The 15,631-nt window shown below is 47.6% G+C and carries 10 protein-coding genes and 1 pseudogene; 9 read left to right on the top strand and 2 right to left on the bottom strand.

Going from position 1 to position 15,631, the window contains the following annotated elements; translation table 11 throughout:
• Positions 1 to 204 precede the first annotated feature (204 nt).
• The 5 genes and pseudogenes from P2A85_RS21750 (at position 205) to P2A85_RS21770 (ending at position 7,550) form a co-directional block, all read left to right on the top strand.
• Positions 205 to 888, top strand: coding sequence for a hypothetical protein (locus P2A85_RS21750; protein ID WP_377475455.1), 684 nt, complete (start codon positions 205 to 207; stop codon positions 886 to 888).
• 351 nt (positions 889 to 1,239) lie between these two features.
• On the top strand, positions 1,240 to 4,377 hold the full coding sequence (locus P2A85_RS21755; RefSeq protein ID WP_377475456.1) for an efflux RND transporter permease subunit: 3,138 nt from the start codon (positions 1,240 to 1,242) through the stop codon (positions 4,375 to 4,377).
• Between the two features lie 365 nt (positions 4,378 to 4,742).
• Positions 4,743 to 5,456, top strand: coding sequence for a two-component system response regulator RppA (rppA, locus tag P2A85_RS21760; RefSeq protein WP_377475457.1), 714 nt, complete (start codon positions 4,743 to 4,745; stop codon positions 5,454 to 5,456).
• Between the two features lie 119 nt (positions 5,457 to 5,575).
• Positions 5,576 to 6,907 carry a two-component system sensor histidine kinase RppB gene (gene rppB, locus P2A85_RS21765; protein WP_377475458.1) on the top strand — a complete coding sequence of 444 codons (1,332 nt, stop codon included), beginning with the start codon at positions 5,576 to 5,578 and terminating at the stop codon, positions 6,905 to 6,907.
• 244 nt (positions 6,908 to 7,151) lie between these two features.
• Positions 7,152 to 7,550, top strand: a pseudogene (locus P2A85_RS21770) (AvaI/BsoBI family type II restriction endonuclease).
• Between the two features lie 94 nt (positions 7,551 to 7,644).
• Here P2A85_RS21770 and bchM read toward each other — a convergent pair.
• A complete protein-coding gene (gene bchM, locus P2A85_RS21775; RefSeq protein WP_377475459.1) occupies positions 7,645 to 8,331 on the bottom strand; it encodes a magnesium protoporphyrin IX methyltransferase in 687 nt (228 codons plus the stop codon).
• Between the two features lie 228 nt (positions 8,332 to 8,559).
• Positions 8,560 to 9,789 carry an N-acetylglucosamine-6-phosphate deacetylase gene (gene nagA / locus P2A85_RS21780; protein WP_377475460.1) on the bottom strand — a complete coding sequence of 410 codons (1,230 nt, stop codon included), beginning with the start codon at positions 9,787 to 9,789 and terminating at the stop codon, positions 8,560 to 8,562.
• Between the two features lie 68 nt (positions 9,790 to 9,857).
• On the opposite strand from nagA, the gene purE reads away from it, so the two are divergent.
• The 4 genes from purE (at position 9,858) to P2A85_RS21800 (ending at position 15,014) form a co-directional block, all read left to right on the top strand.
• Positions 9,858 to 10,379: a 5-(carboxyamino)imidazole ribonucleotide mutase gene (gene purE, locus P2A85_RS21785; protein WP_377475461.1), complete on the top strand. Its 522-nt coding sequence runs from the start codon at positions 9,858 to 9,860 to the stop codon at positions 10,377 to 10,379.
• A gap of 154 nt (positions 10,380 to 10,533) precedes the next feature.
• Positions 10,534 to 12,015, top strand: a complete 1,482-nt coding sequence (locus P2A85_RS21790) for an ammonium transporter (RefSeq protein ID WP_377481633.1) — start codon at positions 10,534 to 10,536, stop codon at positions 12,013 to 12,015.
• Positions 12,016 to 12,264: 249 nt separating this feature from the next.
• On the top strand, positions 12,265 to 13,167 hold the full coding sequence (locus P2A85_RS21795; RefSeq protein WP_377475462.1) for an SGNH/GDSL hydrolase family protein: 903 nt from the start codon (positions 12,265 to 12,267) through the stop codon (positions 13,165 to 13,167).
• Between the two features lie 410 nt (positions 13,168 to 13,577).
• The gene (locus P2A85_RS21800) at positions 13,578 to 15,014 is read left to right on the top strand and encodes an ammonium transporter (protein WP_377475463.1); all 1,437 of its coding nucleotides are present in this window, start codon (positions 13,578 to 13,580) and stop codon (positions 15,012 to 15,014) included.
• Positions 15,015 to 15,631: the final 617 nt, after the last annotated feature.

The following is a 15,631-nucleotide window of genomic DNA, read 5'->3' on the forward strand; positions in this document are numbered from 1 at the left end:
CTCACCCTTACCCCTATTTGATTATCATTATTATTACCTAATATTTCTATCCCAAGAGGTATTGACAAAATCTACTCCCTTCTAACTTGTTACTAATGGACTTCGCCTCAAATTTTCATCAAATTTTTATTTGGGCCTGACATTCTAGCTGGAGAAGGTTCAAAACTTGCGGGGTGAGGAATAGATTGCTCTTGGGAGGAGTGGATGTTTTCATCACACCCGATCGCTAAATGTCAGGAGGAAATTTTTATGCTATCCAAGTCATTGCAGTTAAATTCATTATCGATCGCCCGCTACGGGTCTAGTTTTCTGTTGGGATTAATGTTGTGCACGGCTTCAGCTCCGGTGCTAGCACACGTTGGGCATAACAGCGAGTTTGCAGGTGGCGATGCGGCGAAGATTATGCAGCCGATCGAAGTTGAAGCCAGTAAAGCAACAGCATTGGGAATTAAGACAGAGGCGATCGCCCCTACAACCGATGGAGGTATTCTCAAAGTTAAGAGCACCAGCTTGGTTGATGCCAATGGGCAAAAGCTCGTCTACATCCAGGAAGGAACAACCTACAAACCGATCTCAGTTCAGATTGGTAGCGACTCTGGAGATGTGGTGGAAATTAAAGAAGGCAATCTAGCTTCGGGAAATCAGATTGTAACGCAGGGCGCAACACTCTTGTACTCCGAGGCATTGCGAGGTAAACCGCAAGCAGAAGCGCCAGCATCGCCCGCTACATCGCAAGCATCACCCACTACATCGGAAGCATCACCAGCGACATCGCAAGCAGAAGCGCAGCCGGCTCAAGGAGCGTCACCTTTGATTTGGGTAGCAGGCGCAGGAGTTCTACTGGTGGGTGGATTCGCCGTCTTTGCCTTAAAAGGTCAGGCAAAGTAAATATTCTGGGACTTGCGTAGAAACCGGGTCTTTTACCGAAATACTGCATTTAAGGCTTGATTGACCCGGTTTCTTGGATATTTATGCCTAAGTCCTATGTTTCAAAAACTAGAATTCTCGATTAATCGATCGCGATTGAATAGTAGGGCTGTTTCATTCTCAGACAAATCATTCTCTTGTAGGGGTAGTGCCCCCGTGCCTACCCTCTCCCCGTCCACGATTTTGTAGGTGTTTCAGAGATTCGGGCAGCCACGGGGGGCTGCCCCTACAAGAGAATGAAACAGCCCTGGACTGAATAGACCTTCATACCAACTTCTAAAGCTTGCCTGACGCTATCCCAATTGCATTTTTATGTTAAACGTCATCCCCAAATGGTCTATTGCTCAACGATGGTTAGTGGTGTTCGGATCGATCGCCCTAACCATCTGGAGCCTGCATACTGTAAGTCGAATGCCCCTCGACGTATTGCCCAACTTTGCGCCCCCTCAAGTAGAAGTACAAACCGAAGCCCCCGGTCTGGCACCCGAAGCAGTCGAATCCTTGGTAACATTACCGCTAGAAAGTGCGGTCAACGGCACACCAGGAGTTGAAGTCGTCCGTACCTCCTCCGCCGTAGGAATTTCGGTATTGCGGGTGGTGTTTAAGTGGGGAACCGACCCCTATCAAGCCCGTCAACTCGTGGCAGAGCGCTTGCAGGACGCGCAAGATAGACTTCCAGAAGGCATAGGTACACCGCAGATATCGCCCTTAGCTCCCCCCATCGGGACAGTGATTCAATATGCCTTCACGTCAGACACTACATCCATCATGGAAGTGCGACGTTTGGTCGATGGCAAAATCAACAATCGCTTGTTGGCAGTTCCAGGCGTATCGCAAGTGCTGGTTTACGGCGGAGATTTGCAGCAGTTTCAGGTGATTGCGAATCCTGAAAAACTCCAAGCGTTGAAGGTTTCCCTTCAGGAAGTCGTCAAGGCGGCAAACGAGGCAAATGCCAAAACCGCCGGTGGATTGTTGATTGACCCCGATCGCGAATTGGTGATTCGGGGACAGGGACAAATCGAGACGATCGCAGATTTGCAGAAAGCAGTGGTCAAGGTGCAGGAAGGGAAAACCATTTTACTGCGGGATGTGGCAGAGGTGAAGATTGGAGCTGCACTGGCGCGAGGCGATGCCAGTTGGAACACAAAACGCGCTGTGGTGGTGATGGTGAACAAACAACCGTTGGTGGATAGTCCCACCGTCACCCAAGCCATCATCGAGGCGATGGAGGAAATTAAACCGGGTTTACCCAAGGATGTGAAGGCGAATGTCACTTTCCGGCAAGATGCCTACATTGACGCTTCAGTTGGTAATGTGCGATCGGCATTGATCGAAGGCAGCATTATTGTCGCAGCCATCCTGATTCCGTTCCTGATGAACTGGCGCACTCTCTCCGTCTGTTTGTTCGATTTCTTTCTGACGCTGCTGTTCTCGCTGTTGATATGTTCCTGGATCGGGCTGGAACTCAACACTATGACCCTCGGCGGATTGGTAGTGGCGATCGGGACAGCAGTCGATGATGCGATCGTCTACTGCGAAAATACCTACCGCCGCTTACGGGAAAATCGCCTCTCGCCCAATCCCAAACCAGCAATGGATGTGATTTTTGAGGGTTCTGGGGAAGTGCGCGAGTCGCTGATTGGAGCCACCTTAATTGGGATTATTGTCTTTTCACCGATTTTCACGCTTTCTGGTGTGGAAGGGCGGATCTTTACCCCAATGGGCATCGCTTACTTGGTAGTGGTAGTCATCTCCAGCCTGGAATCCCTGGTTGTTTCGCCTGCTTTGTGTGCGATTCTGCTTCCCCACAAACAGATGCAGACGACAGAACCCTTCCTAGCACTGTTGTCCAAACGACTTTACCATCCGTTGCTAAAGTGGGCGATGCGTCGCTCTACCTTAATTTTGGGATTGGCTACAGCGTCAATGGTGGCGGCGATGCTGATTGTGCCGACATTAGGACGGGATTTTCTACCAACGTTCCAGGAACGATCGCTCATGAATGCGATCGCCCTGTATCCTGGTTCCTCATTGGAATCAACCAATCGCGTCGGGTTAGCGATTCAAACAGCCCTTAAGGATGACCCCCGATTTGAATCAGTACAACTGCGATCGGGGCGTGCTCCGGGCGACCCAGATGCGGCATCCGTGAACTTGGCACACTTAGACGTGGAACTGAGTGAAGAGGCGATGAAAAACCGTCCTGCGACGATTCAAGCTTTGCGCGAAGTATTGGGTCAGTTTCCGGGAGTTGCCGGCAATGTCGGTGGATTTATCAGTCACAGGATGGATGAAGTTCTATCGGGTGTCAGAAGTGCGATCGCCATTAAAGTATTTGGTAACGACTTACAAGAACTGCGCCGCATTGGAGAACAAATCGAAACGACAATGAAAGGCGTGAAGGGATTGGTAGACCTTCAGCTTGAGCCCCAAATCCCCATCCGTCAGGTGCAAATTCAATTTAACCGAGATGCAGCCGCCCGCTACGGATTGACGATCGCCCAATTATCAGATTTCACCGAAACAGCCCTAAATGGTCGCGTGGTTGGTCAAGTAGCCGATGGTCAACAGTTAGTGGATGTACTGGTTTGGGTCAATGAATCTGCCCGCCGCAATCTCAACACGATTCGCAACCTCCAAGTTAATACCCCAACAGGTCAAATCATCCCGCTTTCGGAAGTGGCAAAGGTTGACTTTGGCAATGGCCCGAACACGATTAACCGGGAAAATGTCTCACGTTTAATTGTGGTATCAGCCAACGTACAGGGACGCGATGTTGCTTCGGTTGTCGATGACATTCGCGCCAAGGTTAAGCGATCGGTGCAACTGCCCCAGGGCTACTATATTCAGTACGGCGGACAGTATGAGTCGGAACAACGGGCTGCTCAAAACTTCCTAATTTTCGGAATATTAGCAGTGCTGGCGATCGGAGTATTGATGTACTTCACCGTAAAATCCGTTCCTGCGATGCTGATGGTGATGGTCAATTTACCATTAGCACTGGTTGGGGGTGTAATCTCAGTGCTGTTAACGGGCGGCGTTCTTTCTGTTCCGTCAATGGTCGGCTTTGTCACGCTGTTTGGTGTGGCGACGCGCAATGGATTGTTACTCGTAGACAACTACAACACCAAACTTGCAGAAGGAATGCCACTTTCGGAAGTAATTGTGGAAGGTTCAATGGAACGGTTGCTGGCGATTTTGATGACTGCACTTACCTCGGCATTGGGGATGATTCCTTTGGTGTTAAGCGGTGGTGCCGGTAAAGAATTGTTGCAACCATTGGCGATCGTTGTCCTCGGCGGACTCTTTACTTCAACCGCTCTCACTCTACTGGTTCTACCTGCATTGTATGCTCGATTTGGCAAGTTTCTGATGCCTAAACGGATGATGGAAACAACCGAGTTGAGAAACTACGGCATTGAGCAGACACCAACCAAAGAAGTAGGCTAATAACAGTTAACAGTTAATACCAATTTAATGGTTCGTTGCACATATTCCGATCCCCCTCGCATCCCCACCCCCCCCTAGCCCCCCCCAAGGGGGGAAGGGGGACTTTGAGAAGACTCTTGTCCCCCCCTTATTAAGAGCAGGGCGGTTTCATTCTCAGGTAAATCATCGTTTTGTAGGGGCGGTGCCCCCGTGCCCGCCCTCCCCGTCCACGATTTTGTTGGTGTTTCAAAGATTGGGGCAGCCACGGGGGGCCGCCCCTACAATAATTATGCAAATGATTTAGGATTGCTATACTGTGGGATAAATTTTGAGAATTAGTATTATCTGTTTGTTAGTAAAAAAGTATCGGACGAGATAGCTATAAAATGAGAATTCTGCTGGCGGAAGACGAACCCGATTTAGGTGCGATCGTGCAACGCACCTTGAGCCGCGAAAAGTATCTGGTAGATTGGGTGCAGGATGGTACGACTGCTTGGAATTATCTGGAAGATCGATGGACAGAGTATACGATCGCCATTTTTGACTGGTTGTTACCGGGAACCTCTGGGCTGGAATTGTGCCAACGTTTGCGCCGGCAGAATAATCCTCTACCCGTTTTGATGCTGACAGCAAAAGATCGCACGGAGGATATGGTGGCTGGGCTGGATGCTGGGGCTGATGACTATCTGATGAAACCGTTCGTTAAAGCTGAGTTGTTAGCCCGGTTGCGGGCACTTCAGCGACGGGGACGGAGTTTGTCTCCTGAAAAGTCGCCCTATTTCAATCCTGCCCAACTTGAGGTGGGGGGATTGCTGCTTGATTATACTAAATCAATCATCTCTACTACAGATGATGGAGGACAGCTAACAGTGATTCCTCTGACGGCTAATGAGTTTCGCTTACTGGAATATTTCATGCAGCACCCGAATCAAATCCTAACGCGCGATCGACTTTTGACTCGTTTGTGGGATGTGGATGCTGACCCGATGAGCAATGTAGTTGCTGCTAGAATTCGTCTGTTGCGCCGCAAGCTGGCAGATTATGGCTGTGAGGGCATAATTGAAACGGTTCATGGATTCGGTTATCGCTTGAACAATTAATATAGTTTCCGGGTTGACAACCCCCTTTATCTTCTGACTTTTCTTTCTTCTTTCTTCGCGTTCTTCGCGTCTTCGCGGTTCAATCATAAAGGGGGTATGTTACCCGCAATTGATATAATATGCACTCGAACAAGCTATTTAACCGCACGCGCTGGCAACTCGCAGGCTGGTATGCGATCGTCATGGGTCTGTTGTTAGGTATATCCGGTTTTGCAGTATATCAGGTTGTTTTTCACACGCAGCGATACATCCTCCAGCAAAAACTACAGTCCTTAGCCGGAACGCTGCATGACACTATCGAACCACAATTACAACAACCGGGACAGCTAGCACCTAGCGTCAAAACTATTTTGCCTGGTTTGTGTCTGTGGAATGAAAACTGTCATTCTTCAAGCAATGACGGCGCGCGACATACTGCTAGAGTGTTTCAGCAGGAAGGCTATTATCTCCGCTTTTTAGACGGTTCTGGACGTGTTTTAGCGACGAGTGGAGAGCAGCCGAATGTATTAAAACGTTTTGCGCCAAAGGAGTTTTGGCAGGTTCTGAATTGTTCTAAGGGCGATCGCTTCTATCAAATTTCTGTATTGCTGCGAACAAAGGACGGTTTGTTTTGGGGTTATTTGCAAATTGGGCGATCGCTCAAAGAATGGGATGCTTATCTGAACACTTTGCGATTGTTTCTGTTTTTAGGCTTACCCTTTGCCATGTTGTTAGTGGGAGGAGCTAGTTGGTGGTTAGCAGGACTAGCGATGCGACCAATTTATCAATCCTATCGCCAGATGCAACAATTCACCTCCGATGCTGCTCATGAATTGCGAACGCCTCTGGCTGTCATTCAGACTACTGTTGAAGATACTCGTCTGGCTGAAGACTTACCAGAGGTTAATCAAAACCTGGATATTATCGAACGACAAAACATCCGCCTCTCCAGGTTAGTCAAAGATTTACTGTTTATTTGTCGAATTGAGCAACAACAGATTCAGACTCAATTGCAGTCTTGCTGTTTGAACGATATGATCTGCGATTTGGTTGAAGAACTTGCAGGTTTGGCAATGATAGCTGAGGTGGACTTGAAGTTAGAAATTCGTGCTTCGCAAGCAGTTGTAATTCTTGGGGATGAAGCCCAACTTTACCGGATGGTGACGAATTTAATTACCAATGCGATTAACTACACTCCCGCAGGAGGGATAATCCTTGCCATCCTCGATGGCACCGATAAGGAAGCCATAATTCAAGTTCAAGATACAGGTGTTGGTATCGCCCCAGCCGAACAAACGCGAATTTTTGATCGTTTCTACCGAGTGCAGAGCGATCGATCTAGAGCCACAGGAGGTGCCGGATTAGGGCTATCGATTGCAAGTGCGATCGCAGTGGCTCATCAAGGCAGCATTCAAGTCCAGAGTGAGTTAGGAAAAGGCAGTACATTTACAATCCGTCTACCACTCAAATGAGAACAATATTACTGCGATCGCGTCCTATTACCATTGCAAGGGGAACCGCAGAATATCAATCTGTGGGTTAATGCGATCGTAAGTGCGATCGACCAGAATCAAATTAACGGAGCAGGGTTTATTACTGAAAATATTCTCGTCTTACCAGGTGATAAGGGAAATAGTAGTCAACAGATGGGAAATTATGGACGCGCTCCTTTGAGGAAGTGCGTTTATATATGGAAGAAGCCATAACTCGAAACCTATGTGCGCTTATCGTAACCATCTTGATTCCAGTGATAATCTTGTCACAACTCATGAAGCCACTCGTGCGGGTTTTGTTGCACTTGCACTTGAAAAAAATCGACGTGCTACACCTTAAGTCGCCGAAGCAAGGGCACTTCAAGAAGCTGCGCGTCAAGCCGAGATTCCTACGGATTTGTTAAACGTTAAAGGTATTGAAATGGGATTGTTGACTGCGGCAGGATTGTCTGAGAAATCTCTTACTCATTTGATGCCAAAGGATAAGATTGAAGCGATAAATGGTCTAATATTTGTCGTTGGTTATGTAATCTATAGAAGCAACAACAATTTTGACTCCCTAGATTTAGCCCTTGTTGGGTGCGTCGCCAGAAACAATTCTCGCCAAGAATACAAAGATTAGAACAGCGACGCACTTTTCCAACACGATCGAGCGGATGACTGAACCGGATTTGGTATTATCTAAATTTGCCTGAGAATTTGCTGATATTTTTACCCTATTTCCGTACAGCTTCCAGCAATCTAGAATAATAAAAGCTCGTGCTAGTCATGGCTGTTCTGTTAACCACAAAACCATTGTTTTCGAGGATTTTGATGATATCAGCTTCTCGGTGCTGATAAGCGCGAGTTGTTTTGCTAGGACCGGGGAAAAATTCACCAATTTTTTTGAGCAGGGTGAGTGCTAAAGTTTTGGGGGCAAAACTCAGAATTAGTCGGGATTGGGCGATCGAACTGAGGTGAGCAATCATCGACGCAGCCTTATCTTGAGGATAGTGGATTAGCACGTCGAGACAAATCACCGTGTGAAATTTGCCACTCAATGCTTCTAAATCTTGGGCTGTGAAGGAGACGTTGTAGAGCTTACCCGGAGCGGCTGTAGCTCGATCGTAAGCTTCTGCTACCATTTTTTCAGAGATATCGCTAGCAGAAACAATTGCCCCAGCCTCAGCCAGAGGAATGCTCAGAGAGCCAACGCCACAGCCGGCATCGCAGACTGACAGCCCGCGCAAATTGCCGTCAGCTTGCAGCCATTGGAGGACTGTATCTACCGTTTGCTGATGCCCCGTGCGAATATCTAGCTGCACTTTATTGACTTTGCCATCGCCGTAAATTCGCTGCCAGCGATCGAATCCCGTGGAGTTAAAATACTGTTTGACAATATCCTTGTCGTTTGCCAAATTCATTAGTCTGCCTGCTGCTGAGTTATTGCCAACAGTTAGGTATTATAATGCTTCCGGGTCGTAATTTGGAATTTGCCCGAAAAAGATTGGGCATTGGTAAATTTTCCAAGTTGAATTTTTTTATTCCTTTGTTACTTCTTCAGTAAATGCGGTTCCTGCCCTCCGGCTACGAGACTGTAGGCGCGTGGGTAGTAGAAGGACTATTTTCCTTGTTCCATCTTCCATCTTCCTTTAAAACAAGCGATGCCAAGTTAATTCCTTTGTCGGTTCATCCAAATGCCAGCGTAACAATTGAGTGGCGGGTAAGCCGATGATTCCTGAAAGTCCGATCGCATTTCTAGGAGATTCCGTTGCCAGGGCGATGGCACTTGCCACATCACAAATTCCCCACTTCACCAAATTTTGAACTCCGCCCAAAAGTGGTAGTGTTGTACCCGCCAAAGTAGCCGATTCCAGTGGTGAGTGATAATCTAATCTTACCCAAGCAGTACCTTTTCTCACCTCTATTTGACGAGAATCCCAAGGATAAACACCATCTGGCAAACCCAAAGGAGCTAAAGCATCGCTAACTAAAAAAACACCTGTTTCGTATCTACCAGCGCGCAGTAAAAAATCAATCATTGTCGGAGAAACGTGCTTGCCGTCAGCAATTAAACCGCACTTAACACCCGGAGTAACAATGGCTGCCCCCAACAAACCCGGTTCTCGATGGTGCAAACTCGGCATCGCATTAAAGGCGTGAGTTACCATGGAAGAACCCCGTACAAATGCTTGTTGGGCTTGTTCTGCTGTCGCTTGAGAGTGTCCGAGACTAACTGTAATTCCCAAACTTTGTAAATAAGAAATTACTTCCCCAGTGCTATCTAACTCCGGTGCTAAAGTAATTATTTTGACAATATCAGCACAATCTCCTAAAACTAACTTGACATTTTCTATGGTTAGTGGCAACAGAAATTCTGAGGGGTGAGCACCTCGTTTGTGGGGATTAAGAAAAGGCCCTTCGAGGTGAACGCCGATGATTGAGGCTGTTTTGACTTGATTGGTTGGGAAAGTATTATTTTTTTGAGTGCGTATAAAATTAGCAATAGTTGAGAGCGATCGTCTAAATTTATCTAGTGAAGTTGTCACCAAAGTCGGCAAAAAAGCATCGACTCCCTGATTCCATAAAAATTGACAAATTTCGGGCAAAAATTCCCTATGCTTGGTTTCTAGATCCGGGAAAGCCAAACCGAGGGCACCGTTAATCTGCAAGTCAACTCCGCCGAGAGAAACCCAATCACCTGCTACATCGATGGCCTGTAAATTCGGGGGAGAAACCCGTTTAAACACTTTGTCCATCGGGCAAACTTCTTGAATGATGCCAGTTTCATCCACAGCCAGCATCTGCAATTCCTTACAACCGGGCAGCCTCGCATTGAGAATATTTGTAGGGAAAAAAGTTGAGTTTGTCGCTTCAGTCATCCGATTTTAGATTTTAGATTTTAGATTTTAGATTAGCATTGATCGGAAAGCTCAAATCTCAAAACTAGATGAATCAACCGACAGTTGGAATTATCATGGGTAGCGATTCTGATTTGCCCACTATGAAAGATGCGATCGCAGTTTGCGAAGAATTCAACATCCCTTGCTCCGTGGCGATCGTGTCAGCCCACCGTACTCCTGAACGCATGGTAGAATATGCCCAAAACGCGCACCAACGGGGATTGAAAGTGATTATTGCAGGTGCGGGGGGAGCAGCCCACCTACCTGGTATGGTAGCATCTTTAACACCTTTGCCCGTGATTGGTGTGCCAGTGCCGAGCCGTCACCTGCAAGGATTAGATTCTTTGTACTCGATCGTCCAAATGCCAGCAGGGATACCTGTAGCCACAGTAGCGATCGGCAATTCTAAAAATGCTGGCTTGTTAGCAGTTCAGATTTTAGCGTGTAGTCAGCCTGAATTGATAGCACAAATCCAACAATATCGTCGAAGCTTATCTCAATCGGTGATGGACAAACAAGCTCAGCTAAATGATATAGGTTATCGATTGTATTTAGATCGAAGCAAATGATACAGAATATGGTGTAGTAAAATTGCTTGGATTCTAGAATGCTCACAGAGTAGTTGAGGAGAGGTCTAAACTAATGGCAAAAAATAAAAACTGGAAAAAAGCAAGGCGAGGAGCATTAAAGTGGCGCTCGCTGAATTTTGCGGGTACTGCAAAAATGTACCGTCAGTTGCAAATAGCTATCAAGCGATTGAGTCCAACGTTGCAAGCCTGCATACCCCTAGCTGCAATTATAGTCTTGGTATCGGGGTACGCTGCGATCGCTCAAACCGCCCCTACTCCCACCACGGAAGAACAACTAGCCAGCCTGAAAGTGGGTATGGATACCATGTGGGTGATGGTAGCTGGGATGATGGTGTTCTTTATGAATGCTGGTTTTGGAATGTTAGAAACCGGATTCTGTCGCCAAAAAAATGCAGTCAACGTGCTCTCGAAAAACTTAATTGTTTTTGCCCTTTCTACTATTGCCTATTGGGCGATTGGCTTTGCTTTAATGTTCAGTGATGGCAATGGTTTTATAGGCACAAGTGGCGGATTTTTCCTGTGGAATGTCACTGATAACAGTCCCGCCACGGGAGAGGCTTACAAAGGTATTTTCAGCTCTCTAAATTGGACTGGAGTACCTCTAAATGCTAAATTCTTTTTCCAATTAGTTTTTGCGGGAACTGCGGCGACCATCGTTTCTGGAGCCGTTGCAGAGCGAATTAAATTCCTTGAATTCCTAATTTTTTCCTTGCTGTTAGTAGGGATTGCTTACCCAATTACCGGACACTGGATTTGGGGCGGCGGTTGGCTGGCAAAAGCCGGTTTCTACGATTTTTCAGGTTCGACAGCGATTCACTCTGTAGGCGGTTGGGCCGCTTTGATGGGAGCAGCATTTTTAGGGCCGCGGAATGGCAGGTACCGCAACGGTGATACGGTGGCGATGCCGGGACACAATATGAGCATTGCTACCTTGGGCTGTTTGATTCTGTGGTTGGGTTGGTTCGGGTTCAATCCCGGTTCGACAATGGCAGTCGATCCAAATGCGATCGCCCATATTGCCATCACCACCAACACCGCAGCATCCTTCGGGGGAGTTGCGGCTACCATCACCGCTTGGCTGTACCTGGGCAAACCCGACCTTTCGATGATTATCAACGGCATCCTCGCCGGCTTAGTCGGGGTAACAGCTAGCTGCGCTTGGGTCAACGTGCCCAACTCTGCCATAATCGGCATTGTGGCGGGCATCCTGGTAGTTTTCGCCGTCACTTTCTTTGACAACTTGAAAATTGACGACCCTGTAGGGGCAACCTCGGTTCACCTAGTCTGTGGCATTTGGGGAACTCTGGCAGTGGGCTTGTTTGCCGATGGTCCGACAACTGGCATTTATACCGCAGGGCCGAAAGCAGGATTGCTCGTAGGGGGTGGTTTCGATCAACTAATACCACAGTTGATCGGGATTATTTCTGTAGGGGGGATGACTGTGCTGCTGAGTACAATTTTTTGGTATGCACTCAAGATATTGCTAGGCATCCGAGTCACTGCCGTAGAGGAGGCTGAAGGTTTGGATATCGGAGAACACGGGATGGAAGCCTACAGCGGATTTGTGAAGGAAGCTGACTTTGGCAGCAACACTAGCAAGGAGATGAAACTCTAACACAATTGGTCATTGCCTTTGCATTTAGGATGTCGTGGGATTTGACCTCCTGGACGAACTCAGAAACTTTGGCTGGTAGATTTTTTGTGGTAGAGTGGTCGGCAAAAGCCAATTTCTGCATCGCCGCCCTTGCCAAACACATTACAGTGCTTGATTCTCCACAGAATTAAGGCGAAACTGGAGCGGTAAAATTTGATGCAGTAATGCGTGCCAATTATTTGTTGTGGTGCCTGCAAATCGCCTGAGTTTATGGAGAAGTTTGGAGGATTTAGCGGACGGAAGAGTCAACGGCTCATATTCGCAAGGGAACGATCTCAAAGAGTTCCCTTTTGGGCTTGGCTATCTCTGTTGACAAACGGGATACTGATAGTCACTGTAGCTCAGCTTGTGCTGGGGGGACAAAACTTGTCAGAAAGCTCCCCAGCCAGTGCAGCCGTTAGTGCTGCTAGGGTTGATGAACAAATGCGCCAGCAAAATCTCCTCAAATCTGTCTCCGATGGGCCGATGGTGGGACAGCGACATAAGTGGACTTACCAGCAGTGGGTAACACAATTAGGGAGGGAAGCTGAGGCGGTGGCAGTAAATCCACCCTCCAGGCTGAGTGTTTTGGCTGGGGATTCTTTGAGTATGTGGTTTCCGACGAAACTGTTGCCCATCGATCGAACTTGGCTGAATCAGGGAATTTCGGGAGAAACTTCAGTGGGTTTGCTCAAGCGGTTACAGTTATTCGATCGCACTCAGCCGGATACCGTGTTTGTGATGATCGGGATTAACGATTTGCTGCGGGGGGCGAGGGATGAAGGGATTTTGGACAACCAACGACAGATTATTCGGGATTTGCGGTGGGCTCATCCCAAGGCACAAGTGGTGGTGCAATCGATTTTGCCCCATAGCGGGGAACAAGCTACTTGGGAAAATCGCGATCGACTGTTAGCTATTTCTAATAGTCGGATTCGGGAAATCAATCGGCGATTGAAAGAAATTGCAATTTCGGAAAATGTCTTGTATTTGGATTTGCACCCCATGTTTACAGATGCCGACGGCAACCTATTAACCGAACTCAGCACAGATGGGCTGCACCTCAACGATCGAGGTTATTTAGTGTGGCGATCGGCATTGCAACTTTTTGGTCAGATCCAGTTAAAAAATTAGTTATGAGTTATTAGTGATGGGTTATGGGTGATTACTCAAGACTAATATTTTCCCAATTATCCCCCATTTCCCATCTCGGCCGTTATTACTCCCTAGTCAGGGGTGATGTCAAGTACCAGTGGATGATTAAAAAAATATAAGACCAGAAAATTTAGTATATCTAGATACAGAAAAACCAAGGTCACAAATGGTGCAATCCAAAAGTCACTAAATTTGGGGCGAAAGATTGACGATTTTAGATGAGTCTGCCTATCAGCAGTTGGAAAATTGAGGAGCGGGAATTATCTATTTAAGATTTGTTCCACTCATACAGGATCTTAAAACCAAATAACTATTGCATCTAACATCCTCACATCTAAAATCGGCTCGGTCAACTCTGCAAATTACTGAGTATTAGAGGTAACACTAACGTGTTCAAAAAAAGTTTAAAGATCGGACTAATTGCCATGTGGCTGTTGAGCGGGCCACTGATGAATAATGCCTTAGCTCAAGACACTGCCCCTGCTGCTGCTGTTGCTGAACCAAACCCGATCGACACTGGCGATACAGCTTGGATGCTAGTTTCCTCAGCAATGGTGCTGTTCATGACACCTGGACTAGCATTTTTCTATGGAGGACTGGTGCGATCGCGCAACGTCCTCAACACCATGATGATGAGTTTGGTGATGATGGGAATGATCGGCGTCACCTGGACGCTGTGGGGTTACAGCTTAGCCTTTGATGTATCCATCAAAGCCCCGGAATTTGGCACAGGACTCGAAAGCTTCATCGGGGGCTTAGACTGGATGTTTTTGAACGGTGTCACAGCCGACAAAATCGATCCCGTCGGCTACGCACCGACAATTCCTCACCAAGTATTCATGGTTTATCAGATGATGTTCGCCATCATCACTCCAGCATTGATTTCTGGGGCGATCGTCGAACGAGTCACCTTTAAAACCTATTTCTGGTTCGTACTACTGTGGTCCACCTTCATCTACTCTCCCTTAGCCCACTGGGTTTGGGGTAGAGGCTGGCTGGGGGCGATCGGCTCCCTCGACTTTGCCGGTGGCACCGTAGTACACATCAGTTCCGGCGTGTCTGCCGTAGTCGCAGCTTGGGTAATTGGACCTCGCAAAGACCATTTGAACAAACCCCATACCCCTCACAACGTCCCCTACGTGTTGCTAGGAATTGGAATGCTGTGGTTCGGATGGTTTGGCTTCAACGGCGGTAGTGCTCTGGGTTCTGGCTCCTTGGCAACTGTAGCTTTTGTCACCACGATGATTTCTACAGCAGCAGGCGGCTTAACTTGGACAATTTTGGAATGGGTACTCCGAGGCAAACCTACAGCCGTGGGCATTGCTAGCGGTTTCCTGGCGGGATTGGTGGGCATCACTCCTGCTGCTGGTTTCGTCCTTCCCATTGGGGCGCTCATGATCGGTTCTATCACTGCGGTGTGTTGCTTCTTTGCCGTTAGCTTGCGGGTGAAACTGGGATTTGATGATACTTTGGATACCTACCCAGTACACGGTCTTGGCGGGACTGTGGGCGCGCTGCTGACAGGCGTGTTTGCGACTAAAGCCGTTAACTCAGCCGGAAATGATGGGCTGCTGTTCGGCAATCCTGGGCTACTGGGAATTCAATTCCTCAGTGTTATAGCTACTTATGTTTTTGCTGCGGTTGGTACTTTTTTGATCCTGAAACTTCTGGGACAGTTTATGGAATTGCGAGTGCCTTCCTCTGCTGAAGACCAAGGTTTGGATATTGGTCAACACGGTGAAGAAGCCTACGGCGAGGATTTTGCTGGTGGTTTTAGTGCCTTTGAGTCAGGTTCTCCTTTTGCGCCCAAGAAGGTGGGAAGCTGATTTTTTAGCTCAGTTCGATCGACTTTAGCCTAGAGACGCAGGTATCTGCGTCTCTAGGCTTTTTTTTAAGTTTTTTTTAACGAACCGCGAAGACGCCAAGAGCGCGAAGAAGGAAGAGGAGGAAGAAGGTTGAAAGGAGAGATTGATGCGTTGCTGTTCTACTTGTTCGCCCAAGTGTTTCTTTCTTCTTCCTTCGTGTCCTTCGCGTCTTCGCGGTTGAGTCGTTCTTCCCTCTTTTGGCGCTTTTTTTTAAGTTTTTTTTAACGAACCGCGAAGACGCGAAGAGCGCGAAGAAGGAAGAGGAGGAAGAAGGTTGAAAGGAGAGATTGATGCGTTGCTGTTCTACTTGTTCGCCCAAGTGTTTCTTTCTTCTTCCTTCGTGTCCTTCGCGTCTTCGCGGTTGAGTCGTTCTTCCCTCTTTTGGCGCTTTTTTTTAAGTTTTTTTTAACGAACCGCGAAGACGCGAAGAGCGCGAAGAAGGAAGAGGAGGAAGAAGGTTGAAAGGAGAGATTGATGCGTTGCTGTTCTACTTGTTCGCCCAAGTGTTTCTTTCTTCTTCCTTCGTGTCCTTCGCGTCTTCGCGGTTGAGTCGTTCTTCCCTCTTTTGGCGCTTTTTT

Source organism: Microcoleus anatoxicus, from assembly GCF_042465725.1.
In the GTDB taxonomy this organism is placed as follows: Bacteria; Cyanobacteriota; Cyanobacteriia; order Cyanobacteriales; family Microcoleaceae; genus Microcoleus; species Microcoleus anatoxicus.

Coding starts and splice junctions, on each gene's coding strand:
- P2A85_RS21750 (WP_377475455.1), top strand. CDS start 205: ATGTTTTCATCACACCCGATCGCTAAATGTCAGGAGGAAATTTTTATG.
- P2A85_RS21795 (WP_377475462.1), top strand. CDS start 12,265: ATGGAGAAGTTTGGAGGATTTAGCGGACGGAAGAGTCAACGGCTCATA.
- P2A85_RS21790 (WP_377481633.1), top strand. CDS start 10,534: ATGTACCGTCAGTTGCAAATAGCTATCAAGCGATTGAGTCCAACGTTG.
- nagA (WP_377475460.1), bottom strand. CDS start 9,789: ATGACTGAAGCGACAAACTCAACTTTTTTCCCTACAAATATTCTCAAT.
- P2A85_RS21755 (WP_377475456.1), top strand. CDS start 1,240: ATGTTAAACGTCATCCCCAAATGGTCTATTGCTCAACGATGGTTAGTG.
- rppA (WP_377475457.1), top strand. CDS start 4,743: ATGAGAATTCTGCTGGCGGAAGACGAACCCGATTTAGGTGCGATCGTG.
- purE (WP_377475461.1), top strand. CDS start 9,858: ATGAATCAACCGACAGTTGGAATTATCATGGGTAGCGATTCTGATTTG.
- rppB (WP_377475458.1), top strand. CDS start 5,576: ATGCACTCGAACAAGCTATTTAACCGCACGCGCTGGCAACTCGCAGGC.
- bchM (WP_377475459.1), bottom strand. CDS start 8,331: ATGAATTTGGCAAACGACAAGGATATTGTCAAACAGTATTTTAACTCC.